At 64.3% G+C, this 24,484-nt stretch carries 23 protein-coding genes and 1 pseudogene; 15 read left to right on the top strand and 9 right to left on the bottom strand.

Going from position 1 to position 24,484, the window contains the following annotated elements; translation table 11 throughout:
• Positions 1-17 precede the first annotated feature (17 nt).
• Positions 18-419, bottom strand: coding sequence for a GFA family protein (locus ORS3428_RS20850; RefSeq protein WP_071100143.1), 402 nt, complete (start codon positions 417-419; stop codon positions 18-20).
• A gap of 104 nt (positions 420-523) precedes the next feature.
• Between ORS3428_RS20850 and ORS3428_RS20845 the strand changes: the two genes are divergently transcribed.
• The 3 genes and pseudogenes from ORS3428_RS20845 to ORS3428_RS20835 all read left to right on the top strand — a co-directional run bounded on the left by ORS3428_RS20845 (position 524) and on the right by ORS3428_RS20835 (position 5,407).
• Positions 524-1,297, top strand: a complete 774-nt coding sequence (locus ORS3428_RS20845; RefSeq protein WP_071100142.1) for a TlyA family RNA methyltransferase — start codon at positions 524-526, stop codon at positions 1,295-1,297.
• A pseudogene (locus tag ORS3428_RS20840) lies at positions 1,294-2,532 on the top strand (class I SAM-dependent RNA methyltransferase); the annotation flags it as partial. The gene ORS3428_RS20845 and the pseudogene ORS3428_RS20840, both read left to right, overlap by 4 nt.
• A 175-nt stretch (positions 2,533-2,707) precedes the next feature.
• Positions 2,708-5,407, top strand: a complete 2,700-nt coding sequence (locus ORS3428_RS20835) for a caspase family protein (RefSeq protein ID WP_071100283.1) — start codon at positions 2,708-2,710, stop codon at positions 5,405-5,407.
• 204 nt (positions 5,408-5,611) lie between these two features.
• On the opposite strand, the gene ORS3428_RS20830 is transcribed toward ORS3428_RS20835, so the two are convergent.
• From ORS3428_RS20830 to ORS3428_RS20815, 4 genes are all read right to left on the bottom strand, one after another.
• Positions 5,612-6,292 (bottom strand): transglutaminase-like cysteine peptidase, encoded by a 681-nt coding sequence (locus ORS3428_RS20830; protein ID WP_083355240.1) that lies wholly within the window; start codon positions 6,290-6,292, stop codon positions 5,612-5,614.
• A gap of 327 nt (positions 6,293-6,619) precedes the next feature.
• Positions 6,620-7,282: an NAD-dependent deacylase gene (locus tag ORS3428_RS20825; RefSeq protein ID WP_071100140.1), complete on the bottom strand. Its 663-nt coding sequence runs from the start codon at positions 7,280-7,282 to the stop codon at positions 6,620-6,622.
• A gap of 64 nt (positions 7,283-7,346) precedes the next feature.
• Positions 7,347-8,759 carry a metalloprotease TldD gene (gene tldD / locus ORS3428_RS20820; RefSeq protein WP_071100139.1) on the bottom strand — a complete coding sequence of 471 codons (1,413 nt, stop codon included), beginning with the start codon at positions 8,757-8,759 and terminating at the stop codon, positions 7,347-7,349.
• Between the two features lie 131 nt (positions 8,760-8,890).
• Positions 8,891-9,433 carry an invasion associated locus B family protein gene (locus ORS3428_RS20815; protein WP_071100138.1) on the bottom strand — a complete coding sequence of 181 codons (543 nt, stop codon included), beginning with the start codon at positions 9,431-9,433 and terminating at the stop codon, positions 8,891-8,893.
• A gap of 328 nt (positions 9,434-9,761) precedes the next feature.
• Between ORS3428_RS20815 and coxB the strand changes: the two genes are divergently transcribed.
• From coxB to rnhA, 11 genes are all read left to right on the top strand, one after another.
• Positions 9,762-10,646, top strand: a complete 885-nt coding sequence (gene coxB, locus ORS3428_RS20810) for a cytochrome c oxidase subunit II (protein WP_108723109.1) — start codon at positions 9,762-9,764, stop codon at positions 10,644-10,646.
• 38 nt (positions 10,647-10,684) lie between these two features.
• On the top strand, positions 10,685-12,334 hold the full coding sequence (gene ctaD / locus ORS3428_RS20805; protein WP_071100136.1) for a cytochrome c oxidase subunit I: 1,650 nt from the start codon (positions 10,685-10,687) through the stop codon (positions 12,332-12,334).
• 75 nt (positions 12,335-12,409) lie between these two features.
• Positions 12,410-13,354 carry a heme o synthase gene (locus ORS3428_RS20800; RefSeq protein WP_071100135.1) on the top strand — a complete coding sequence of 315 codons (945 nt, stop codon included), beginning with the start codon at positions 12,410-12,412 and terminating at the stop codon, positions 13,352-13,354.
• Positions 13,351-13,533 (top strand): hypothetical protein, encoded by a 183-nt coding sequence (locus ORS3428_RS20795; RefSeq protein ID WP_071100134.1) that lies wholly within the window; start codon positions 13,351-13,353, stop codon positions 13,531-13,533. The genes ORS3428_RS20800 and ORS3428_RS20795 overlap by 4 nt, the downstream gene beginning before the upstream one ends.
• Before the next feature lie 7 nt (positions 13,534-13,540).
• A complete protein-coding gene (locus tag ORS3428_RS20790) occupies positions 13,541-14,161 on the top strand; it encodes a cytochrome c oxidase assembly protein (protein ID WP_071100133.1) in 621 nt (206 codons plus the stop codon).
• A gap of 1 nt (position 14,162) precedes the next feature.
• Positions 14,163-15,044: a cytochrome c oxidase subunit 3 gene (locus ORS3428_RS20785; RefSeq protein ID WP_071100132.1), complete on the top strand. Its 882-nt coding sequence runs from the start codon at positions 14,163-14,165 to the stop codon at positions 15,042-15,044.
• Between the two features lie 81 nt (positions 15,045-15,125).
• Positions 15,126-15,512 (top strand): DUF983 domain-containing protein, encoded by a 387-nt coding sequence (locus ORS3428_RS20780; RefSeq protein ID WP_071100131.1) that lies wholly within the window; start codon positions 15,126-15,128, stop codon positions 15,510-15,512.
• The gene (locus ORS3428_RS20775; protein WP_071100130.1) at positions 15,509-16,264 is read left to right on the top strand and encodes an SURF1 family protein; all 756 of its coding nucleotides are present in this window, start codon (positions 15,509-15,511) and stop codon (positions 16,262-16,264) included. The genes ORS3428_RS20780 and ORS3428_RS20775 overlap by 4 nt, the downstream gene beginning before the upstream one ends.
• Before the next feature lie 76 nt (positions 16,265-16,340).
• The gene (gene ispH / locus ORS3428_RS20770; protein WP_071100129.1) at positions 16,341-17,345 is read left to right on the top strand and encodes a 4-hydroxy-3-methylbut-2-enyl diphosphate reductase; all 1,005 of its coding nucleotides are present in this window, start codon (positions 16,341-16,343) and stop codon (positions 17,343-17,345) included.
• A 5-nt stretch (positions 17,346-17,350) separates the two neighbouring features.
• On the top strand, positions 17,351-18,313 hold the full coding sequence (locus tag ORS3428_RS20765; protein ID WP_071100128.1) for a homoserine kinase: 963 nt from the start codon (positions 17,351-17,353) through the stop codon (positions 18,311-18,313).
• Positions 18,310-18,843, top strand: a complete 534-nt coding sequence (gene rnhA / locus ORS3428_RS20760; RefSeq protein ID WP_071100127.1) for a ribonuclease HI — start codon at positions 18,310-18,312, stop codon at positions 18,841-18,843. The genes ORS3428_RS20765 and rnhA overlap by 4 nt, the downstream gene beginning before the upstream one ends.
• 16 nt (positions 18,844-18,859) lie before the next feature.
• On the opposite strand, the gene ORS3428_RS20755 is transcribed toward rnhA, so the two are convergent.
• The 3 genes from ORS3428_RS20755 to ORS3428_RS20745 all read right to left on the bottom strand — a co-directional run bounded on the left by ORS3428_RS20755 (position 18,860) and on the right by ORS3428_RS20745 (position 20,711).
• Positions 18,860-19,336, bottom strand: a complete 477-nt coding sequence (locus ORS3428_RS20755) for a DUF2938 domain-containing protein (protein ID WP_071100126.1) — start codon at positions 19,334-19,336, stop codon at positions 18,860-18,862.
• The gene (locus tag ORS3428_RS20750) at positions 19,336-19,818 is read right to left on the bottom strand and encodes a peroxiredoxin (protein ID WP_071100125.1); all 483 of its coding nucleotides are present in this window, start codon (positions 19,816-19,818) and stop codon (positions 19,336-19,338) included. The genes ORS3428_RS20755 and ORS3428_RS20750 overlap by 1 nt, the downstream gene beginning before the upstream one ends.
• Positions 19,819-19,904: 86 nt before the next feature.
• Positions 19,905-20,711 carry a protein-disulfide reductase DsbD domain-containing protein gene (locus tag ORS3428_RS20745; protein WP_071100124.1) on the bottom strand — a complete coding sequence of 269 codons (807 nt, stop codon included), beginning with the start codon at positions 20,709-20,711 and terminating at the stop codon, positions 19,905-19,907.
• 127 nt (positions 20,712-20,838) lie between these two features.
• Between ORS3428_RS20745 and ORS3428_RS20740 the strand changes: the two genes are divergently transcribed.
• Positions 20,839-21,447 carry a YqgE/AlgH family protein gene (locus tag ORS3428_RS20740; RefSeq protein ID WP_071100282.1) on the top strand — a complete coding sequence of 203 codons (609 nt, stop codon included), beginning with the start codon at positions 20,839-20,841 and terminating at the stop codon, positions 21,445-21,447.
• Between the two features lie 148 nt (positions 21,448-21,595).
• Here the strand turns inward: ORS3428_RS20740 and ORS3428_RS20735 are convergent, their stop codons facing one another.
• Positions 21,596-24,484, bottom strand: coding sequence for an EAL domain-containing protein (locus tag ORS3428_RS20735; RefSeq protein WP_071100123.1), 2,889 nt, complete (start codon positions 24,482-24,484; stop codon positions 21,596-21,598).

Genomic DNA, 24,484 nt, shown 5'->3' with positions numbered 1-24,484 from the left:
GCTTTACGGACTGTTTTCTAGAACCACATGTCGCGCACGCAGYGGCCATCGCGCGGCAGGTCGTCGAATGTGTCGAGACCGTCGAAATGGTCGATTGGCAGGTGGGCGACGGCCTCCGGCGGCGCCAGCCTGACATTGACGGCGATGCGGGTCCGGCCGCTGGCGCCCGTACGCAGGCCGCGCCAGGCGAGCACGCAGGCGCATTTCGGGCAGAACAGGATTTCAAGGGCCGGCTCGGCGACGTCCGCGCGCGTATAGGAACTCACCGGTCCCTCGAGGCGGATGCGTTCGTCGACATAGTCATAGGCCCAAAGCGTGCCATAGCGACGGCAAAGCGAGCAGTTGCAGGCCGTGATCGACCCCGGATCGCCTTCGAGGGTCCAGTGGGCAGCGCCACAGTGGCAGGTTCCCTTCAGCATCGCCTCCTCCTCGGCTGATGAAACGCCTCGCATTCTGCCGCCCTTTGCGCCAGATTCAAAACGCTGCCATTGCCTTCGCGTCCGGCTTTCGCCAATGAAGGCCRATGAACTCTCCTGTGCCATCAAGCGCGCGCCGGCGTCTCGACGAACTGCTTGTCGAGCGCGGCCTGTTCGCCAGCCGTTCGCGCGCCCGCGACGCGATCGAGCGCGGCACGGTCACGGTTGACGGTGCGGTTGCCCGCAAGCCCGGCCAACCCGTCGCGCCCGACTGCGTCGTCGCGATCAGCGATCCGGCCCAGGCCTATGTGTCGCGCGCAGCGCTGAAACTCATTGCCGGCCTCGATCGCTTTGGGCTCGATCCGTCGGCAAGCGAGGCGCTCGATATCGGCGCCTCGACGGGCGGCTTCACCCAGGTGCTGCTCGAACGCGGTGCTGCCCATGTCACGGCGATCGATGTCGGGCATGGCCAGATGCATCCCGACATCGCTGGCGACCCGCGCGTGACGTTGGTCGAAGGGCTGAACGCCCGCGACCTGACCTCCCGCGATCTTGCCGGGCGTATCCCGGATTTCCTTGTTTGCGATGTCAGCTTCATCTCGCTGAAACTGGCGCTGCCGCCGGCCCTTGCCTTGGCGGGCGAGGGCGCCAGGGCGCTGCTGCTCGTCAAGCCGCAATTCGAGGCCGGACGCGACGCGATCGGCAAGGGAGGGCTGCTCAGGGACCCCAGTGAGGCCCAACGCGTCGCCACCGGTTTACGCGACTGGCTTGCCGGCTGTTCCGGCTGGCGCGTGCTCGGGCTGCATCCGTCGCCGATCGAAGGCGGCGACGGCAATCACGAGTTTCTGCTCGGCGCGATCAAGGACGCTGCGCCGAAATGAGCGCGCGCTTCAGCATCGTGAGGCTCGGCTCGCAGGGCGACGGCATCGCCAGCGCCGAAGGCGGCGAGGTTTTCATCCCGTTCACGCTGCCGGGCGAGACGGTCACCGCCGCGCGCCAGAAGGATCGCGCCACGCTGATGTCGGTGCTTGACGCCTCGCCGCTCCGGATCGCTCCGGCCTGCCGTCACTTCACCGAATGCGGCGGCTGCGCGCTGCAGCATTTCGAGGCCGAAGCCTATTGGCAGTGGAAGCGCGAGCGGGTCGTGCAGGCGCTGAAGGCCAAGGGCATTGCCTGCGAGATCGAGGCGCTGGTGCCTTGCGCGCCGCACACTCGGCGCCGCGTCGTCTTCAGCGCGCGGCGCACCGAGGCCGGCATGCTGCTCGGCTTTGTGCGTGCGCTCTCCTCCGAGATCATCCCGATCGAGGAATGCCCGATCTCGCTGCCGGCGATCGTCTCGGCCCTCGACCGCCTTCGCACTCTTGCCGGGCTGGTCTGCGCCACGCCGCAAGCCTTCCACATGACGGTGACCGTCACCGCGTCCGGTCTCGATGTCGCCGTCCAGGATGCCGGCAAGCTCGGCGAGAACCAGCGCCGCATCGCCTCCAATTTCGTGATGGCCGAGGGCCTGGCGAGGCTTTCGGTCGACGGCGAGGTCATCGTCGAGCCGAAAAAGCCGGTGGTGCAGTTCGGATCGGTCGCCGTCGCGGTGCCGCCCGGCGCCTTCCTGCAGGCGACGGCGGCCGCCGAGCAGACGATGGCGAGCCTTGTCGGCCAGCATCTGTCGCGCGCCAAAAAAATCACCGACCTGTWCGCCGGCTGCGGCAGCTTCGCGCTGAGGCTCGCGGCGAAGTCGGAGGTTCACGCCGTGGAGGGAGACGCGCCGGCCCTTGCGGCGCTCGATCGCGCCTTCCGTTTCGCCGGCGGCTTGAAGCGGGTGACCAGCGAACGCCGCGACCTGTTCCGGCGGCCTTTGACCTTCAAGGAATTGAACGGTTTCGACGGCCTCGTCTTCGATCCGCCGCGCGCCGGCGCCGAGGATCAGTCGAAGCAGATCGYCCGCTCGGACGTGCCGCTGGTCGCGGCTGTCTCGTGCAATCCGGTGACGCTGGCGCGGGACCTGCGCATTCTTATCGACGGCGGCTATACGCTGAGGAGCGTGACGCCGATCGACCAATTCCTGTGGTCGCCGCATGYCGAAGCCGTCGCGCTGCTGGAGAAGCCGAGACGGCGCCGCTWGTCCACAACAGGCCGTTCGCCAGAAATTTTTGTGAAGTCTCTRTTCTTTCGACGAAATTGTGCCCTAAAGCCGCCTTTTTGCAGGGATCTTAATTCGCACTGTTAGGGAAACATTCCTGCCTCTCCGGCGTTAATGCTGCGGACGGATGGCGGATAGCGGATGGCAGACTGCAATGCGTACGCTTCAGAAATTCCTCGGCCTCGTCGTCGTTCTTATCTTTTTCGCGGTCAACACCACGACCGGGGCACTGGCACAAGGTGAAAAGCGGCTGGCATTCGTCATCGGAAATGGTGCCTATCAGTCCGGCGAGCTCGCGACTGCCGCCAATGACGCTGGCCTGATCGCGCAGACCTTGCAGGCGGCCGGTTTCGATGTTGTCGGCGCGCGCGATGTCGACCAGGAATCGCTGCGCGGCGCGTTGCGCGATTTCCTCGGCAAGGTCTCCGCTGCCGGTCCCGACGCGGTCGTCTTCGTCTATCTCGCTGGCCACGGCGTGCAGTTCGAAGGCGAAAATTACTTCTTGCCGGTCGATGCCCGGATCGCCAATCCAGCCGACGTGCCGCTTCAGGCGATGCGGCTCTCCGATGTCACCAAGTCGCTGGCCGGATTGCCGACGAAGGTCAACATCGTCGTGCTCGACGCGGCGCGCCCGAATGCCTTCCCGAAGATGAGCCAGCCTCTGGCCGGCGGCCTCGCGCTAGTCGATCCCGACCCGAATATGCTGATTGCGTTCAATGCGGCTCCAGGAACGGTCGCGCCGGAAGGCAAGGGCCCCTACGGCGCCTATGCTCAGGCGCTCGCCGAGATGATACGCGAAGGCGGGTTGTCGCTCGACGACGTGTTCGACCGCACGCGGCTGCGTGTCAACGAGGCGACGCAAGGTGCGGAAGTGCCGTGGAATGCCTCGAAGATCACCACGCCTTTCGTCTTCTTCGACCGTGCTGCGGACGCGCCCGCGCCCAAGGTTTCGGAGGCCGAATCCCGGTCCAATCGGACCAGGGCGATCCGCGATTTCAACGCCCATGACGCTTATGTCGCGGCTCTCGACCGCGACACGATGCGCGGCTACCAGGATTTCCTCGTCGCTTATCCACACGATCCGATGGCTAAGCGCGTGCGCGCCATCATCGCGGCGCGGAGAGAGGCTATCACCTGGCGCGAGACCTGGCTGGAGGACACGCCGGAAGCCTACTGGTCCTATCTGCGGCGTTACCCGCATGGCCCGCATGCGTGGGATGCGCGCCGGCGGCTCGAGCATTTCGATGCTGCCTTGGAGCCGCCGGAGGAATTCACGGTCTATGACTATGATGTGCCGCCGCCGCCGGAGGAGGAAATCGTCTATGTCGACCGGCCGGTGCTCTATTTCGCCGATTTCGACTTCGAGCCGCCGCCGCCGATTGCAGTGATCTTCCTGCCGCCGCCGCCGCCGGACTTCGTCGTGTTGGTGGCGCCGCCGCCACCGGTCGATATCTTCGTCCTGCCGACGCCGGTGTTCGTGCCGATACCCGTGTTTATCAACCCGCCGCGCAACATCGTGCCACCGCCGAACGACATCATCTTCAACAACATCCACAACACGACCGTCATCAACAACATCAACACGACGATCAGGAACGAGACCATCAATCAGGCCGCGCAGCCAAGCGGCACTGCTCAGGGCGGCCTCACTACAGGCCAGAAGACGGCCGGAGCTGCCATTGGAGTCGGCGCCACCGCGATGGCGGCCAGGGTCGCGCTGCCGCYGCTGCTCAAGAAGAAGGCGGACACGTTCCGTCAAGCCCCGTCCAATCAGCAACAGGGCGGCTTGCCGCCGAAAGCTGGCCAGCGTGTGACACAGGGCCAGCAGCCTGGTGCCGAGACTCCCCAGTCTAAGACCCTGTCCACCGGTAAGCTTGAAACCGAGCACGCCTTGCCCGGAGCGAACGGCAAGAAGTTGCCGCTCGTCAACGGCAAGCCGGTGCTCAACGGCGAGAATTTGCCCGGCAACAAGTCCAGGAAGCAGTTCGGCAAGCAAGGCGTCGTGGGCGGCAACCAGGAGGCGACAGGAAATGCCGGCGCCGCCGTCACCGGAGAGCAGGGCACGGGTGAGCAGAAGGGCAAAAAGCTCCGCAAGCTGCCGACCGTCAACGGCCTGCCGGCCGACAACGGGCAGAGCGCACAGGAGAAATTCAGGAAGAACAATCCGAATGCACTCTCCGACCAGACCAGCGGCAAACCGAAAAAGCTGACGCGCAAGGATCTCTCCGCCGGCCAGTCTACTGTCGAACCGAGCGAACAGGGCACGCCCAGCGGAAATGAAAAGGGCCGAAAGCTCCGCAAGCTGCCGACCGTCAACGGTGAGCCGGCCGAAAACCGGCCTAGCGTGCGGGAGCGGTTGAGGAAGAACAATCCGGAAGAGTTCTCCAACCAGGGTCAGGCTTCGGTCAACGAGAATGCCAGGGGCAGGAAGTTCCGCAGATTGCCGACTGTCAACGGTGAGCCAACCGACAACGGACCGGCCGTGCAGAAGCGGTTCAGGAGGAACAATCCGGAGGAGTTCTCCACCGAGAATCAGGGCTCGGCCAGCAGGACCGACAGGGGCAGGACGTTGCGCCGGCTGCAGAACAGCGAAGAAGGGGCCGCCGGCCCGGAGGTCAACGTCCAGCGCAACTTCAAGGTCAACAGGCCGAACGAGAATGCGCAGCGCCAGTTCAGGCAGGAAAGGCCAAACGAGCAGGTGCTCCGGCCGCAGAGATCGGAGCCGAGGCCGGAATTCCGCGCGCAGCCGAGACAGCAGATGCAAGAGCGGCGCCTCCCGCAGGAGCCGCCGCCGCAGCAATTCAAGAAGAAGCCGTCTTGCGGACAGCCGGGCGAACCGGCCTGCAACCAGTAGGCTGTCGCGGCCGGGCAGCCTTCTCATGGGCCGGAATTTCCTGGTCGATGATTTGCTAGAGCAATTCCAGGAAAAGTGCGCAGCGGTTTCCGTCCGGAATTGCGTCAAAACAATGAGATAGAGCGGTTCTGCGTTTCTTTGAAACGGCGAACCGCTCTAGGCGCGCGTCAGCCCGTCAAGGGCGGATCGCGCCGGCCGCTGAGTCTATGAGTTTGGCGACATGCGTTTCGTTGTGCCGCCGCGCTGGTTGATCGACACCCAGATGTTCGGGTTCTGCTGCGACTGGCGCTTGAGGAAGTAATAGCCGGTAGCGTTCCAGGGCCTGACCTCGTCGACAAGGTTGTCGAGGACGAGGTCGCCCTTGTCCGTCTTCACCGTCAGTATGGTGTGGCCTTCATTGTTCAGGTCGCGCACTACCGTCATCAGCAGCGCCTGGCGCGGAAACCCCGCTTCCATGAGAAGCTTGCGCTTGTAGAGCGCGTAGACCTTGCAGTCGCCCTTGCCGTCCACGGGATAGTCCCAGTGGTCCATCATCGTGCCCCAGTGCTCGTAGTTGCTGACGGGCTCGATGGAACTGTTCGCTTTTTGGTTTATCCGCTTGAGGATGCGCAGGTTCTGGGCGGTCAGCTTGACGTTCGCGGCCGGCAGGGCCRGCACATTGCACTCTTTCGGCCGGCGGTGGCAGAAATCGACCCACCCATAGGGAATGCTGGTGCGTCCTCCGACCGCGGCGGAGCGGACTCCGTCCGCCGAAGGCTGCGTCGATGGCCGCGTGAACAATGTCGACTGCGCCGCCGCCGGATCGACAGATACGGACGTCGCACCGATCAACGAAACAAGGCCGAGGAAGACAGAAGAGGTCAGGACGCCAGGGGAACACAACAATGCCAACACCACCGCAACGAGAAGACTGGCGATGAGTAAATGCGGAAACCGCGGTGCGATCAACTAAACAATTAATAATTTCCTAACGCGATTGTGTTCGCGCCCCAGCGAGGTCGCTAGCTTCCTCTAGGTGACATCAATCGCGAGCATGACGCTGTCGCGCTTCGGCAAGGACGCCCGCGTCCATTTCTTCCGTCGTTACGAGTTTTTCGGAGCCGGCCATTCTGGCGTACCTCGATATAGGACGAGGTAAGATTTGCCAATGTCGACCCAGATTCAACCTCAGCCAGCACCGGAAAGAATGCGCTCGACGAAAGCCGGCACCACTTATGTCGCCGGCCCTTCCACCTGCTCGGCGAAGCGTGAGGCCCAGCCTGCGCATTTCRGGTTGAGCTCGACCGTATGGGCGCCAGCGGCGCGCGCCCCCTCCACGAAACCCGCCGCCGGATAAACGCTGCCGCTCGTTCCAATCGCCGCGAACAGGTCGCAATCTTCCAGCGCCTCGCCGATCTCTTCCATGMGGTAGGGCATTTCGCCGAACCAGACCGCGTCCGGCCGCAGCCGACCCCTCACGCCGCAAGCCGGGCATTCAGATTGAAGTGCAATATCGTCACGCCATTTGCTGCTTTCGCCGCAGTCCTGGCAAAGGGCGCGGCCGAGTTCGCCATGCATATGTATCAGTTTCCGCGAACCTGCGCGCTCATGCAGGTCATCGATGTTCTGCGTGACGATCAGGACGTCGCCCGCGAGTTCCTGTTCCAACTTGGCGAGAGCCCGGTGCGCCGCATTGGGCTCGATGCTGCCCAACTGCCGCCGCCGCATATTGTAGAAATCCTGCACCTTGGCGGGGTCGCGGGCAAAGCCTTCAGGCGTCGCGACGTCCTCGAGCTTGAATTTCGCCCAGACGCCTTCGGGATCGCGGAACGTGGCGACGCCCGATTCCGCTGAGATGCCGGCACCAGTCAGGATGACGATCTTGGATCTGGACATGGCCGGGACGCCGGCATTGAAACATCGCTATCGCAGGCGATGTTACCGGAACGGTCCTGGCGGCTCAAACCCTGGTGCCGCCCACCGTCATCTGGTTCATTCGCAGATGCGGCTGGCCGACGCCGACGGGCACGCCCTGTCCGGCCTTGCCGCACATGCCGATGCCATTATCGAGCTTCATGTCGTTGCCGACCATGGTCACGCGATGCATGGCGTCAGGGCCGTTGCCRATCAGCATCGCGCCCTTGATCGGCTGCGTCACCTTGCCGTCCTCGATCATGTAGGCCTCGGTGCAGCCGAACACGAATTTTCCCGAGGTGATGTCGACCTGCCCGCCGCCGAAGGAGACGGCATAGATGCCGTTCTTGACCGAGGCGATGATCTCCTCCGGGTTCATGTCGCCCGAGGTCATGTAGGTGTTTGTCATGCGCGGCATCGGCTGATGCGCATAGCCCTCGCGCCGGCCGTTACCGGTCGCCTTCATGCCCATCAGCCGCGCGTTCTGGCGGTCCTGCATGTAGCCGACGAGCTTGCCGTCCTCGATCAGCACATTGCGCGCCRATGGCGTGCCTTCGTCGTCGACGGTAAGCGAGCCGCGCCGCTCGGCAATCGTRCCGTCGTCGACGACGGTCACACCCTTCGCCGCCACTTGGCTACCCATCAACCCGGCGAAGGCCGAGGTCTTCTTGCGGTTGAAGTCGCCCTCCAGTCCGTGGCCGACCGCCTCGTGCAGCATCACGCCCGGCCAGCCGCTGGAAAGCACGATATCGAACGTGCCCGCCGGCGCCGGGACGGCTTCCAGATTGACCAGCGCCTGCCTCAGCGCCTCGCGCGCGGCATGCTTCCAGCTCTCTTCGGTCAGGAACTCGCCAAAGCTCTTGCGGCCGCCCATGCCGTAGGAGCCGCTTTCCTGGCGGTCGCCATTGCCGACCACCACCGATACATTGATCCTGACCAGCGGGCGGATATCGCGCACAACCTGACCGTCGGCGCGCACGATCTCGACATGCTGCCAGGAAGCGGCGAGCGAGGCCGTCACCTGGCGCACGCGCGGATCGGCGGTGCGCAGCCAGGCGTCGATCTCCTGCAACAGCTTCGCCTTTGCCTCGAAACTGGGCGAGGGAATGGGGTTCTCGTCGCCATAGAGGTGGCGATTGGTGCGGGCCGGCGCGGCGGCGAGCGTGCCGGAGTAACCGCCCTTGACCGCCGAGACGGCGTCGGCCGCACGCAGCAGCGAGGCTTCGGACAGGTCGCTGGAATGGGCATAGCCGCTCGCCTCGCCGGCGACGGCGCGCAGCCCGAAACCCTGGTCGGTGTTGAAATTGGCCGTCTTCAGCCGGCCGTTGTCGAACATCAGCGACTCGCTCTCGCTGTATTCGAGGAACAGTTCGCCGTCGTCGGCGCCCTTGATTGTGTCGGCGACGATCTCTTTCACGCGATCGTCAGAAATGTCGAATTGGCCGATCAGGTTGTTCATGGCAGGGCTGTCCGCTGGCTGTTTCGGTTTCCCCCGATGTAGGGGCCGGGGCGGGTCGAGACAATCGGYGGCCTTTACATCAGCAAATCATCGCCGCGGGCCGACCTACGGCCGCACTGCTGCCGCAAGGCTCAGGGCAGGGCGGCGAAGCCTTCGGCGAATCCCTTGAGGTCGACGGGAATGCCGATGCCTTCCTCCGGCGTCTGGAAGACGATGAAGGTAGCCGAAGTGCCGTTCTTCAGCGTGTCGAGGAGCGGCTTCTCGAGGATCACTTCGGCATAGCAGCCGTCCTGGAAGCAGCGCACGAAATAGGCGCGGCCGATGTCCTTGCCGTCGACGTTGAGGCCAAGCCCGTTGGGTAGCAGAACGCCCAGCGGCGCGAGCACCCGCAGGATCTCGGCCTTGTTGTCGGCGGTGCGCAGCACCACCACCGAAAGCCCCATTTCCGGCCGGTCCTCGGCGACGACATTCTGCATCATCACGCATTGTTCGGAGGTCGCGCCGGCCGGTGTGTCGCAGATGATCGACCACGCCCCATGCGTCGACTTGACCGTGCCGCTGGGCGGCGCGGCGGTCTGAGGCGGCGCGGCGCTTGCCACGCCTGTCAGGCTGGCGCCAAGCAGGGCGGCAAGGAAGACGACCTTCGCCAAGGGTCTCGAAAGCCAGGAAGTCATGACGGCTCCATTGCGAATCACGGCACTTWAAGCTGCGCTAAAGCCAAGTAAAGGACGAGACGGTCGCCGGCCCGCCCCAATACCGGCAATTACCCGCTTTTCCATAGCAAATTCGCCCGAATTGCGACCGTGCGCCGCGCGGCGCGGCAATGGTCGGGAACGCCCCTCGGGTTGCGCGCAAAAATGCCGCACGGTTTCGCCCGCTCCTTCCTTGCGGAGGGGAATAGAGTATGGTTTGAACCACCCTGGGAGCGGACCGGGATTCCCAATCCCGGCGTCGTTCGTTATTGGTGCGATCCGATCGCAGGAAGTGGGAGACGAGAGGGCGATGAGAAAATTCCTGGCAAGCGCCAAATATCTGGCAGGTGCTGCAGCCGCAGGTGCGCTCCTCTCCAGCGCATCCGCCTATGCGGATCAGCCGCGGCCGTGGGAGACCGGCTTCCAGGCGCCTGCGACCGACATGATGCGGCAGATCGAGTGGTTCGGAAACTACACCTTCGCCTTCATCGTCGTGATCACCCTTCTGGTGCTGGTCCTGCTCGCCTACTGCATCCTGCGCTTCCGCGCGAGCGCCAATCCGGTCCCTTCGAGGACCAGCCACAACACGCTGATCGAGGTGATCTGGACGGTCGGGCCGGTGGTCGTGCTGCTGCTTATCGCCATTCCGTCCTTCCAGCTGCTCACCGCGCAGTACAYGCCGCCGGAAGAGGCCAAGCTGACCGTCAAGGCGACCGGCAACCAGTGGAACTGGGACTACGAATACCAGGTCGACAAGACCTTCTCCTTCAACTCGGCCGTGCTCCAGGATGCTGACCGCGCCAAGGCCGGCAAGGAAGATCGCAACCTTTACCCGCGCCTTCTCGCGGTCGACAACGAGCTGGTGGTGCCGGTCAAYACCATGACCCGCGTGCTGATCACGGCCACCGACGTCATCCATTCCTTCGCCGTGYCGTCCTTCGGCATCAAGATGGACGCCGTGCCCGGCCGCACCAACGAGACCTGGTTCAAGGCGGAGAAGGAAGGCCTCTACTACGGCCAGTGCTCGCAGCTCTGCGGCAAGGATCACGCCTTCATGYCGATCGCGGTTCGCGTCGTCTCCGACGCGCAGTTCAAGACTTGGCTTGACAGGGCCAAGACCGACGTGCCGGGCGCCAACAAGGCGCTGATGGCCGAGATCGACGGCGCCAACAAGGTAGCGGCCGCCGGCAATTGATGCCGCGGCCAAGCAGGAATTAGGGAACGGAGCGGAACATGGCAGAGGCAACAGCTCACGACCACCACGACCACAGGCCGCATGGCTGGGTCCGCTGGGTGTACTCGACCAACCATAAGGACATCGGCACGCTCTACCTGATCTTCGCGATCATCGCCGGCATCATCGGCGGCGCGCTTTCGGTCGCCATCCGCATGGAACTGCAGGAGCCGGGCATCCAGATCTTCAGCGGTCTGGCGCAGATGGTCTACGGCATGCATGGCGACGCCGCTATCGACGGCGGCAAGAGCATGTACAACGCCTTCGGCGCCGCGCACGGCCTGATCATGATCTTCTTCATGGTCATGCCGGCCCTGATCGGCGGCTTCGCCAACTGGATGGTGCCGATCATGATCGGCGCGCCGGACATGGCCTTCCCGCGCATGAACAACATCTCCTTCTGGCTGCTGCCGCCGGCCTTCCTGCTGCTGCTCGGCTCGATGTTCGTRCCGAGCGCGCCCGGCGCCTTCGGCCCCGGCGGCGGCTGGACGATCTATCCGCCGCTCTCGACATCCGGCCAGCCCGGGCCTGCGATGGACCTGGCGATCCTTGCGCTCCACATCGCCGGCGCTTCGTCGATCCTCGGCGCGATCAACTTCATCACCACCATCTTCAACATGCGCGCCCCCGGCATGACGCTGCACAAGATGCCGCTGTTCGCCTGGGCGGTGCTGATCACAGCCTTCCTGCTGCTCTTGTCGCTGCCTGTCCTGGCGGGCGCCATCACCATGCTGCTCACCGACCGCAACTTCGGCACCTCCTTCTTCGTGCCGGACAATGGCGGTGATCCGCTGCTCTTCCAGCACCTGTTCTGGTTCTTCGGCCATCCGGAAGTCTATATTCTGATCCTGCCGGGCTTCGGCATCATCAGCCACATCGTCTCGACCTTCTCGAAGAAGCCCGTCTTCGGCTATCTCGGCATGGCCTACGCCATGGTCGCGATCGGCGCCGTCGGCTTCATCGTCTGGGCCCACCACATGTACACGACCGGCCTGTCGCTCGACACGCAGCGCTATTTCGTGTTCGCTACCATGGTCATCGCGGTGCCGACCGGTGTGAAGATCTTCTCCTGGATCGCCACGATGTGGGGCGGCTCGATCAGCTTCAAGCCGCCGATGCTGTGGGCGCTGGGCTTCATCTTCCTGTTCACGATCGGTGGCGTCACCGGCGTTCAGCTCGCCAATGCCGGCCTCGACCGCTCGCTGCACGACACCTATTTCGTGATCGCCCACTTCCACTACGTGCTGTCGCTGGGCGCGGTGTTCGCGATCTTCGCCGGCTGGTACTACTGGTTCCCGAAGATGACCGGCTACATGTACTCGCCGGTGATCGCCAACACCCACTTCTGGGTCACCTTCGTGGGCGTCAACCTGATCTTCTTCCCGCAGCATTTCCTCGGCCTCGCCGRCATGCCGCGCCGCACCGTCGATTATCCTGACGCGTTCACCGGCTGGAACATGATCTCGTCTTACGGCTCCTACATCGCAGCCGTCGGCGTTGCGATCTTCCTCTACGGCGTGTTCGAGGCCTTCCAGAAGAAGCGGGTCGCGGGCGCCAATCCGTGGGGCGAGGGTGCCACCACGCTCGAATGGCAGCTGCCTTCGCCGCCGCCGTTCCACCAGTGGGAACAGCTGCCGAAGATCAAGTAAGCAGCGTCCCGACGCTTACGAGGCCGCCGGCGAGCCGGCGGTCTTGGCCAACGGAATGATGGACTTTAAGTACGCATGGCCATTGCCGACCACAGACTGATGGAGGAAGCGGGCTTTCGCATGTCGGAAGCGACCGCGGGCGATTTCTTCGCCCTCCTGAAGCCGCGCGTCATGTCGCTGGTCGTCTTCACGGCCTTTGTCGGCCTTGTCGCGGCGCCTGTCGCCATCAACCCGCTGCTGGCCGTGATCGCGATCCTGGCGATCGCCATCGGCGCCGGCGCCTCGGGTGCGCTCAACATGTGGTACGACGCCGACATAGACGCGGTGATGACCAGGACGGCCGGCCGTCCGGTGCCGGCCGGCCGCGTCACGCCCGGCGAGGCGCTGAGCTTCGGCCTGGTGCTCTCGGTTCTGTCGGTGATGACGCTGGGCGTGCTCATCAACTGGCTGTCGGCCGCGCTCCTTGCCTTCACCATCTTCTTCTACGCCGTCATCTACACGATGTGGCTGAAGCGCTGGACGCCGCAGAACATCGTCATCGGCGGCGCTGCCGGGGCCATCCCGCCGGTGATCGGCTGGGCGGCGGTGACCGGGTCGGTCAGCCTCGAAAGCCTTATCCTGTTCCTGATCATCTTCCTGTGGACGCCGCCGCATTTCTGGGCGCTGGCGCTGTTCAAGTCGGATGACTACGCTCGCGCGGGCATCCCGATGATGCCGAACGTCGCAGGACCTGCCTCGACCCGCCGCCAGATCTTTGCCTATGCGCTGGTCCTGGCGCCGGTCGGCGTGCTGCCCTGGGTGCTCGGCTACACCACGGCTGGCTACGGCGTCGTCTCGGCCGCGCTGGGCGCGGGCTTCGTCTGGTACGCCTGGAAGGTGCTCGGCATGGCCGACGACGACCGCGCGATGAAGCCGGCCAAGGCGCTGTTCGGCTACTCGCTGCTCTATCTCTTCGCAATCTTTGCCGCCTATCTCGTCGACAGCGTGGTCGGGCGCGCCCTCATGACGGGGGGAGCATGATCGTGGCCGACAAGAACCTCGAACTGGTCACCTTGACCGAGCGCCAGCAGAAGGCGCGGCGCAACCGCTCCGTCGCCATCGGCGTGGCGCTGGCCGCGCTCGTCATCATCTTCTACATCGCCACCATCGTGCGCTTCGGTCACAATGCCGCGGGYCTGATACCGACGAATCTGATGTGAGGCGGCGATGAGCGGCGAAAACACCAGACCCGTCAGGAAGAACAGCAACCGCATCGTCGTGGCGGTCTGCCTTGCCTTCTTCACCGGTATGGTTGGCATGGCCTATGCGGCGGTGCCGCTCTACAAGATGTTCTGCCAGGTCACCGGCTATGGCGGCACCACGCAGCGCGCCGAGAAGCAATATGCCGGCCGCGTGCTCGACCGCGACATCACCATCCGCTTCGACGCCAACACCAACGGCATTCMGTGGCAGTTCGAGCCCGTGGCGCGCTCAGTGACCATCAAGATCGGCGAGACCACGCAGGCGCATTACAGCGCAACCAACAAGTTCGACCGCCCCATCACCGGTCGCGCCTCCTTCAACGTGCAGCCGGAAATGGCCGGCGCTTATTTCAACAAGGTGGAGTGCTTCTGCTTCACCGACACGACGCTGCAGCCCGGCCAGACGCTGGATATGCCGGTCGTGTTCTATGTCGATCCAGACATCGTCAACGTGCCGGAACTGAAGGACTTGAAGACCATCACCCTGTCCTACACGATGTTCCCGGTCGAGAAGAAACAGCCGGTCGCAGCCGCCACCGGCGGCAGCAAAAAAGTTCCAGATTCCGAAGCAAGCCTCGGGGGTTGATATGGCAGACGCGCACGCAAAACCGAACCACGACTACCATCTCGTCAATCCCAGCCCTTGGCCTTTCCTGGGCTCGATCGGCGCGCTGGTGACCGCAATCGGCGCTGTGTGCCTGATGCGCTATCTCAGGGCCGACAGCTTCCCGGTCTTCGGCCACAACATCGCCAACCCGTGGCTGTTCTTCATCGGCCTTGTCATCGTGCTCTACACGATGTTCGCTTGGTGGTCGGACACCATCAAGGAAGCGCATGAGGGCCACCACACGCGCGTCGTGTCGCTGCACCTGCGCTATGGCATGATCATGTTCATCGCCTCCGAGGTGATGTTCTTCGTCGCCTGGTTCTGGGCCTTCTTCGACGCCAGCCTGTTCCCGGGCGAGGCGGCGCAATATGCCCGCGCCACCTTCACCGGTGGGATGTGGCCGCCGAAGGGCTTGGAAGTCCTCGACCCCTTCCACCTGCCGCTCTACAACACCATCATCCTGCTGCTTTCGGGCACKACGGTGACCTGGGCGCACCATTCGCTGCTCCATGGCGACCGCAAGGGCCTGATCAACGGCTTGGTGCTGACCGTYGGCCTCGGCATGCTGTTCACCATGGTGCAGGCCTACGAGTACATGCATGCGCCCTTCGCGTTCAAGGATTCGATCTACGGCGCCACCTTCTTCATGGCGACCGGCTTCCACGGCTTCCACGTCATCATCGGCACCATCTTCCTGCTCGTCTGCCTGGTCCGCGCGATGCGGGGCGACTTCACTCCGAAGCAGCATTTCGGCTTCGAGGCGGCCGCCTGGTACTGGCACTTCGTCGACGTGGTCTGGCTGTTCCTGTTCAGCTGCATTTATGTCTGGGCCTCGAACGGAGCCATGATCGAACCGCACTGACGCGAGCCTGCGAAAGTCAATGAGGCGGCTGCGGCGACGTGGCCGCCTTTCTTTTTGAGCGAAAGGGTCTACGGTGCGGATATGAGCGAAGACAAGGCGATCTGGCCCCCAATCGACCCGATTTCGGCCGGCCTGCAAGGCCGCTGTCCGCGCTGCGGCGAGGGCAAGCTGTTCTCGGGTTTCCTCACCGTCGGCAAGCGCTGCTACAATTGCGGCCTCGACTATTCCTTCGCCGATGCCGGCGACGGTCCGGCGGTGTTCGTCATCCTGATCATCGGCTTCATCGTCGTCGGCCTGGCGCTGTGGATGGAGGTGACGCTCAGCCCGCCGCTCTGGCTGCATTTCATATTGTGGATACCGCTGGCGCTGGTTCTCTGCCTGACGGCACTGCGCCTGATCAAGGGCGTGCTGATCACCCAGCAGTACAGCAAAAAGGCTTCCGAAGGCAGGCTGGACGCCGGGCAATGAGCGGCGCGACCGGTTCGACCACCGGCCGCTCGCGGCCGCGCAACGGTTTGCTGCTTGGGCTCGGCCTAGTCCTGTTCGCCATTCTAGTCGCACTCGGCACCTGGCAGGTCCAGCGCCTGCACTGGAAGGAAGGGCTGCTCGAGACCATCGACAGGCGCACCCATGCGGCCCCCCTGCCGCTGGCGGACGTCGAGAAGGAATTCGCCGCCTCGCATGATGTCGACTACACGCCGGTGAGGGTGAGCGGCACTTTCCTGCACCAGGGCGAGCGGCATTTCTTCTCCACCTGGGAAGGGGACACCGGCTTCAACGTCTACACGCCACTGTTGCTCGACGACGGTCGCTTCGTGCTCGTCAATCGCGGCTTCGTTCCTTACGACCTCAAGGATCCGGCCAAGCGGCGGCAGGGCGAGGTCGCCGGCAAGGTGACGGTGACCGGTCTTGCCCGCAATCCGCTGCCGGGGAAGCCGTCGATGATGTTGCCCGACAACGATATCGCCAAGAACATCTTCTACTGGAAGGATCGCGGCGCGATGGCCTCGAGCGCGGGCCTGCCGGCAGGCGCCGTGCTGGTGCCGTTCTTCATCGACGCCGACAAGACGCCGAATCCCGGTGGCTTGCCGGTCGGCGGCGTCACCATCATCGACCTGCCGAACAACCACCTGCAATATGCCGTCACCTGGTATGGCCTGGCGGCCGCCCTTGCCGCCGTGCTGATCCTCAGGCTCCGCCGCACGGCAAAGCAGGGGTGAATGCCGCCGCTCTTGACAGGGCAGGGGTAGGCACCTCATTTCGCGTCCAGCTTTTCGAGTGAACCGGCCCGTTTTGATGAGTAAGACCAAGCCACCGCTGACGATCAGGCTCTGCCAACCGCGCGGCTTCTGCGCCGGCGTCGACCGTGCCATCCAGATCGTCGTGCTGGCGCTGAAGAAATACGGCGCTCCGGTCTATGTCCGGCATGAGATCGTGCACAACCGCTATGTCGTCGAGGGGCTGCAAAGCCTGGGCGCGGTGTTCATCGAGGAACTGTCCGAGATTCCGCCTGAACATCGGCAATGCCCGGTGGTCTTTTCCGCGCATGGCGTGCCGAAATCGGTGCCGGCGGATGCCGAGGCGCGCAACCTCTTCTATCTCGACGCCACCTGTCCGCTGGTGTCGAAAGTCCACAAGCAGGCCATGCGTCACCAGCGGCGCGGCCGCCACGTGCTCCTGATCGGTCATGCCGGCCATCCGGAAGTGATCGGCACGATGGGCCAGTTGCCGGACGGCGCGGTGACGCTGATCGAGACCGAGGCGGACGCGGCGCGCTTCGTGCCGGCCGACCCCGCAGCGCTTGGCTTCGTCACCCAGACGACGCTGTCGGTCGAGGACACCGCCGGCATCATCCGGGCGCTTGAGGAACGGTTCCCGCAACTGCATGCGCCGGCGGCCGAATCGATCTGCTACGCCACCACAAACCGCCAGGAAGCGGTGAAGGAAACGGCCGCCGGCGCCGACCTCTTCCTCGTCGTCGGCGCGCCCAACTCGTCCAACTCGCGGCGCCTTGTCGAGGTGGCGGAGCGCGCCGGTGCCGCGATGTCGCTTCTCGTGCAGCGGGCCGCCGAAATTCCGTGGGATGAGATCGCCGACATTTCGACGCTCGGCCTGTCGGCCGGCGCTTCGGCGCCGGAAATCATTGTCGATGAGATCATCGACGCGTTCCGGCAGCGTTTCGACGTCACGATCGATCTGGCCATTACGGCCACGGAAACGGAGGATTTTCCGGTGATGCGGGTATTGCGCGATGTCGAACTGACGGCGGCCGACATGGCCTTCGTCAACGGAGCCGCGTGAAGCCAATGGCTGTCTACACCGATGTCAACGAAAGCGAGCTCACCACCTTCCTGAAGGCCTATCCGGTAGGCGAACTCCTGTCCTACAAGGGCATAGCCGAAGGCACCGAGAACTCGAATTTCCTCGTCCACGCCTCCACCGGCTCTTACATCCTGACGCTTTACGAGAAGCGCGTCGACAAGGCCGATCTGCCCTTCTTCCTCGGCCTGATGGGTCATCTCGCGCGAAAAGGCATTTCCTGTCCGCTTCCGGTCACCGCCCATGACGGCACCGTCATCGGCACGCTCGCCGGCCGCCCCGCGGTCATCATCACCTTCCTCGAGGGCCTTTCGCTGAGGCGCCCGACGGCGACGCACTGCGGCGAGGTCGGCAAGGCGCTGGCCGAGCTTCATCTCGCCGGCCGCGATTTCCCGATGCGCCGGCCGAACGCCCTTGCCATCGACGGCTGGCGCAAGCTCTGGGCCGCCTCGCGTGATCGCGCCGACGAGGTCGAGCCGGGGCTGGCAGCCGAGGTCGACGCCGATTTCGCCGATTTCGAGCGCAACTGGCCGACCGGCCTGCCGCAAGGCATCATCCATGCCGATCTCTTCCCGGACAACGTCTTCTTCCTCGGCGAGAAACTGTCGGGCCTGATCGATTTCTATTTCGCCTGCGACGATCTCTACGCCTATGATGTCGCCACCTGCCTCAACGCCTGGTGCTTCGAGAAGGACTTCTCCTTCAACCTCACCAAAGGCGCGGCGCTGCTTGCCGGCTATCAGGCGGTGCGACCGCTCGAGGGCGACGAAGAGGTGGCTCTGCCGATGCTGGCGCGGGGCTCGGCGCTGCGCTTCATGCTGACCAGGCTCTATGACTGGCTGACTATTCCGAATGGCGGCCTGGTTATAAAACGGGACCCGACCGAATATATTCGCCGCATGCGTTTCCACAGGGCGATCAAGTCTCCCTCCGAATACGGACTGACATGAACAAAGAAGTCGAGATCTTCACCGACGGCGCCTGCTCGGGAAATCCCGGGCCCGGTGGCTGGGGCGCGGTGCTGCGCTACAATGGCGTCACCAAGGAACTGTCGGGCGGCGAGGCGGAAACCACCAACAACCRCATGGAACTGCTTGCCGCAATTACGGCGCTCAACGCACTGAAGCAGCCCTGCACGGTCGATCTCTACACTGACAGCAAATATGTCATGGACGGCATCTCCAAATGGATCCATGGCTGGAAGAAGAACGGCTGGAAGACCGGCGACAAGAAGCCGGTCAAGAACGGCGAGCTCTGGCAGGCGCTCGACCAGGCCGCCAGTCGCCACAAGGTCATCTGGCACTGGGTGAAGGGCCATGCCGGCCACCCGGAGAATGAGCGCGCCGACGAACTGGCGAGGCAAGGCATGGCGCCGTTCAAGTCGAAGTCTGTGCGGCCGGCACCGGTTGCGACCGCGCCGAGGCCGGAAGGCGCTCCAGCGAGGAAACCAGTTCCCCGACGCTCGACCCAGAGCTACTGAGGTCGCAGGACGTTCTCTATCGGATCGCCAGCGCCGTCGAGAACAGGCCAAGCGCGAACACCGTGTGCGACACAAGGTTGAGGGCGCGCACCAGCATCGGATTGGGCAGTTTGGACGCTGYCCAGCCGGCGCCCATGCCCGGCGCCAGCAGGAACCAGCCGGCGCCGACGGTGACGATGCCGAGGATGAAGGCCGGCAGGAAGGTCGGCGCCGCCAGCCAGCCGGCGCCCGCGAGCGCCACCAGGATCACACCGTAGAGGATGCCGACGAGGTAGTGGAACACCCAGCCCAGCGCCTTCTCATGCGCATAGGGCATGGCCTTGCCGATATCGTCGTGGAAGACTTTTTCGGGCAGGTGCCGGACCCAGYGGCCGACCAGTCCCCAATTCGGCCTCGGCAGCCCGAACACCTTGTTGAGGAAAATCGCCCAGACGTCCATGAAGACCGTGGCGCCGATGCCGATCGCGACGGYGCGCCAGATGATGTCGAACATCAGAGCTGCTCGAGGATCTTGGCCGCGCCGCTCTCGGCGACCCCCGGCTTGGTCTCGATATTGAGGGCCTTCACCGTGCCGTCGTCGACGATCATCGAAAAGCGCTTCGAGCGCAGTCCCATGCCGCTTGCGGAAAGATCATTGTCGAGGCCGACCGCCTTGGCGAAATCGCCATTGCCGTCGGCGAGGTAGAGGAGCTTGCCTTCGCCGCCACTGAAGCGCGCCCAGGCGCCCATGACGTGGACGTCGTTGACCGAGACAACCGCGATGGTGTCGACGCCGCGCGCCAGGATGGCGCTGTGGTTCTCAAGATAGCCCGGCAGGTGGTTGTTGCTGCAGGTCGGGGTGAAGGCGCCTGGAACGCCGAACAGCACGACCTTCTTGCCGGCGAAGATTTCGGCGCTGGTCATCGGCTTCGCGCCGTCGGCGGTCATCACCTTGAAGGTTGCATCGGGCAGTTTTTCGCCAACCGAAATGGTCATGACTTTCCTCGCTTGGGAGATTGGGAAGGATCGACATCTGCGATATCGGACTGAGCGGCGTCCCGCAACCATTCACCAAGGCTGGATCAAGGGAAAGGCAGCAACCCGTCGACCGAACCCTCGGCGCTCGTCAGCGTGTAGTAGAGCCCGCCATCGGTGGGYGTCGCCGACGGCCGGTCGAGGATCGGCACTGTGAACACCAGCTTGCCGTCCTTTTCGCTGCGTTTCGGCGCGCCGAACATGTAGTCATGATCGCCGGCGATGAAGAAGTCGACGGAATCCGGATTGCCCGGCAAATGCGCCTCGACGACAAGCGTCTCGTGATCGCCGGGCAGCACCCGGATGCCGAAATCGGGCCGCGCAGGGGAGGGGAGCGTTGCAAGCGCCGTCTTCACCAGCGCGGCGTCGGTAGCGTTGTCCGGATCGTAAGCCGGATCGACGCTGAGCCGCGTCTGCACCGGGATGCAGATCGTCTCGCATATGCCGAGGAAAATGTTTGCGTCGATGGTCGCCGGCTGGTCCGGCGCCGCCAGCGTGAAGGTAACCGGCAGCGACACGGGGCGGTCGTAGCCGGCSCATTTGCCGTAGCCGTCATCGTGGCGCTGCGGCGGCGGAAACGAAAGCCGCGCGTCGGCGATGTTGGTGCTGGCCGAGACGTCGAGCTGCGGCGGCACGCCTGAATCGCCGGGGTCGCGCCAGTAGGTCTTCCAGCCGGGTTTGAGCGCAATGTCGAGGACGCCGTGGATCTTGCCCGCCTCGTCCGGCTTGCCGCTTGTCACCAGCCGCACCTTGCCGCCTTCGCTATTGTACCAGACCGAGGACGAGGCCACGGCCGGCAGAACCGATCCCAGGCCGATGGCGGCGCCGAGCGCCAGAATATTCAGGTATCGCATGGCGGTGATTTGATCGCCCGTTCTTGGCCGCGCAATGATTTCATGGTTCTGCCGGTATCATATTTGCGTGACATCCGGCACCCTGACCATCTTTTCGGCGCGGCGGAAACGCGTTACGCTCAAACCCATGGACTTGTTGCGCCACAAAAAGATGGCCGCCGGGCGCGGCTTCCTCGACGATCAGTTCCTGATTGCCATGCCGGGCATGAAGGACGACCGTTTCACGCGCTCGGTCATTTACATTTGCGCCCACAGCGACGAGGGCGCGATGGGCCTCATCATCAACCAGACTCAGCAGATGTTGTTCCCGGACCTCCTGGTCCAGCTCGGCATCATGAACGAGCAGGAAGCGATCCGTTTGCCGGCCCATGCCCGCGACTTCGTCGTGCGCAATGGCGGGCCGGTCGACCGCAGCCGCGGTTTCGTGCTGCATTCCGGCGACTATCGGGTGGAATCCTCGCTCAGCGTCTCCGACGACATCTGCCTGACCGCGACCGTCGACATCTTGCGCGCCATCTCGACAGGCCGCGGGCCGCGGCATGCGCTGATGGCGCTCGGCTATTCCGGCTGGGGCGCGGGGCAGCTTGAAAGCGAGATTGCCGAGAACGGCTGGCTGACCTGCCCGGCAACGCCCGAGCTGTTGTTCGACACCGACCTCGAACGCAAATACGACCGCATCCTCGCCTCGATCGGCATCGATCTCGCCCATCTCAGCGCCGCCGCCGGCCACGCCTGAGGGCCTCTACCTACGCTCGCGGTTAGTAGGACGCTCCCGACTTCGTCATCCTAGGGCGCAGCCGGAGCGAAGCTCCGTCGCGGAGACCCTAGGAACCATGCCGTTACATCGACCATGGAGTGTGCGGCGGTGCAGAATTCTGCACCGTCTAGGCCTGCGTAAGCGGATACTGCTCCCTCAGCGTCTTCAGCACCTGGTCCCCGGGCATCGGCGCGCCGAACATGAAGCTCTGGACATATTCGCAGCCCATCTGGCGCAGCTCCAGCGCGTCGCTGTCGTCCGAGATGCCTTCGGCAACGACGGACAGGCCGAGCTCATGCGCCATGTTGACCATGGATTTGAGCAGCACCGCCCGCTTCGGCGTGRCATCGTCGACGAAGCTCTTGTCGATCTTGATCGTGTCGAAGGGGAAGCGRGTCAGGTAGGAGAGCGACGAATAGCCGGTGCCGAAATCGTCGAGCGACAGCCCAATGCCGAGCTGCTTCAGCTTGGTCAGCACATGCGCGGTCTGCTCGGGATTGTCCATCACCAGCGACTCGGTGAGCTCCAGCCGGAAGCAGCGCGGCTTGAGGTTGGCGCGCGCGATGACCGAGCGGACGTCGCTGACCAGGTCGCGGCGGATGAGCTGCCGGCTTGAGAGGTTGACCGAGACCGACAGCGGCGCGTCGCCGATCTGCTTCTGCCAGGCCGCCAGATCCTCCGCCGCCTGCTGCATGGCGAACAGGCCGAGTTGCACGATCAGCCCGCAATTCTCCGCCACCGGAATGAAATCCCCCGGCGGGATCATGCCGCGCCGCGGATGATCCCAGCGCAGCAAGGCCTCGAAGCCCGCGACGCTGCCGTCCTCCAGCCGCACGATCGGCTGGTAGGCGAGCGTGAACTCACGCCGCTCAATGGCGCGGCGAAGGTCGGATTCGAACTGCAGCCGATCGGTGCCTACGGTGCGGAAGGCCGGCCGGAACGGCTCGATCCTGTCGCCGCCGAAGCGCTTGGCCTGGTGCATGGCAAGCTCGGCGTCCTTGACCAAGTCCTCGGACGAGGTTTGCGCCGTCGTCCAGGTGATCAGGCCGATCGATGCGGTGAGCACGATCTCGCGCTTGGCGAAGGTGATCGGGTTGCTGATCGCATGTTTGACGGCATCGGCCATGGCGGCGATGCGGGCCGGGTCCTGCTCGGAGAGCAGCATCAGCGCGAACTGGTCGCCGGCGAAGCGCGACAGCGAATCCTTCGGCTTCAGCAGCCGGTGCAGCCGGCGCGCGACGGTGAGAAGAATGGTGTCGCCGGCCGAGATGCCGAGGCCGTCATTGACCTGCTTGAAGCGGTCGATGTCGATGACGAAGACGGTTGGGCGCACCTTGTCCTCGGTGCGAGCGATCGAGATGATCGCCTCCAGCCGGTTCATGAACAGCTCGCGGTTCGRCAGGCCGGTCAGGTTGTCGTGCACGGCGTCGTGCAGCAGCCTTTCCTCGGACTTCTTCTGCTCGGTGACGTCGACCATGGTGCCGACGCAGCGGATCACCTCGCCGTCCGACCCGATCACCGGTCGCGCGCGCAGCGAGAACCAGTGATAGTGCCCGTCGGCGCCGCGCAGGCGGAAATTCTGCGCCACTCGGCCGCGGCGGTGCTCCAGCACCACGTCGAGCGTGGTGCGGAAGGTATCGCGGTCGTCGGCATGCAGCACCGGCAGCCAGTTGCGGGCAGCACCTGACAGGCTGTTGGGGGTGAGGCCGAGCTGCAGGCTGATATCGGGCTTGGTCACCACGCGGTCGCGCAGCACGTCCCAGTCCCACACGATGTCGCCCGATCCGGCAACCGCGAGCGCCTGGCGCTCGAGGTCGGAGAACAGCCCCTGATGCAGCGCGCCGCCGGCAAAGGCATGCTGCATGACGGTGAAGCCGATGAGCAGAATGATCAGGATGAGGCCGCCGCCCAGCGCCGGCTGGGCGATGTCGTTGTCGAGCATGCCGGTAATGGCCATCCACGAGCCGCATAGCCAGAGCAGCACCATGACCCAGCTCGGCACCAGCATGATCGCACGGTCATAGCCACGAATACCGAGGAAGATGATGAGTCCGAGCCCAGTGAGCGCGGTGGCGGCAAAGGAAATGCGGGCGATGCCGGCGGCGACCGCCGGATCGACGATGGCCACGCCGGCGATCAAGAGCAGCCCGAGGATCCAGACCAGCGCGCCATAGCTGAAATGGCCATGCCATCGGTTGAGGTTGAGATAGGCGAACAGGAACACCACGAAGGTCCCCGCCAGCGCCACCTCGGTGCCGGCCCGCCACATCTGCTCATTGCCGGGCGAGATCTCGATCACCTTGTTGAGGAAGCCGAAATCGACGCAGATATAGGCAAGCACCGCCCAGGCGAGCGCGGCGGTCGCCGGGAACATCGAGGTTCCCTTGACCACGAACAGGATGGTCAGGAACAGCGCCAGCAGGCCGGCGATGCCGATGACGATGCCGCGGAACAGTGTGTAGGAATTGACCGAGTCCTTGTAGGATTCCGGATCCCACAGATAGACCTGCGGCAACTTCGGCGAGGCAAGCTCTGCTACGAATGTCACCACCGTTCCGGGGTTCAGCGTCACCCGGAACACGTCGGCGTCGGGGCTGGTCTGGCGGTCGAGCGCGAAGCCTTCGCTGGGTGTGATCGCCGCGATGCGCGTCGAGCCCAGATCCGGCCAKAAGATGCCGGAATTCACCAGCCGGAAATGCGGCGCGACGATCAGCCGGTCGAGCTGCTGGTCGGTGCTGTTGGCGAGCGCGAACACCGCCCAGTCGCCGGTCGAGCGCGCATCATTGGCCTCGACCTCGATGCGGCGCACGATGCCGTCGGGGCCGGGCGCGGTCGAAACCTGGAAATGCTCACCCTGGTTCCGGTAGATCGCGACGGCGCCCGAAAGGTCGAGAGCCTTGTCGTCGCGCGCGATCTTGATCGGCTCGACGGCAAGCGCGGGCACGACTGCCGAAAGCGTGATGACGACTGCCAGTATGAGGGCGAACAGCGACGCTACTCGCGGAAAATTCGTCAC

Source organism: Mesorhizobium sp. ORS 3428, assembly GCF_001854785.1.
Taxonomy (GTDB): Bacteria; Pseudomonadota; Alphaproteobacteria; order Rhizobiales; family Rhizobiaceae; genus Mesorhizobium.
This window is presented reverse-complemented; position numbering and strand designations above follow the sequence as displayed.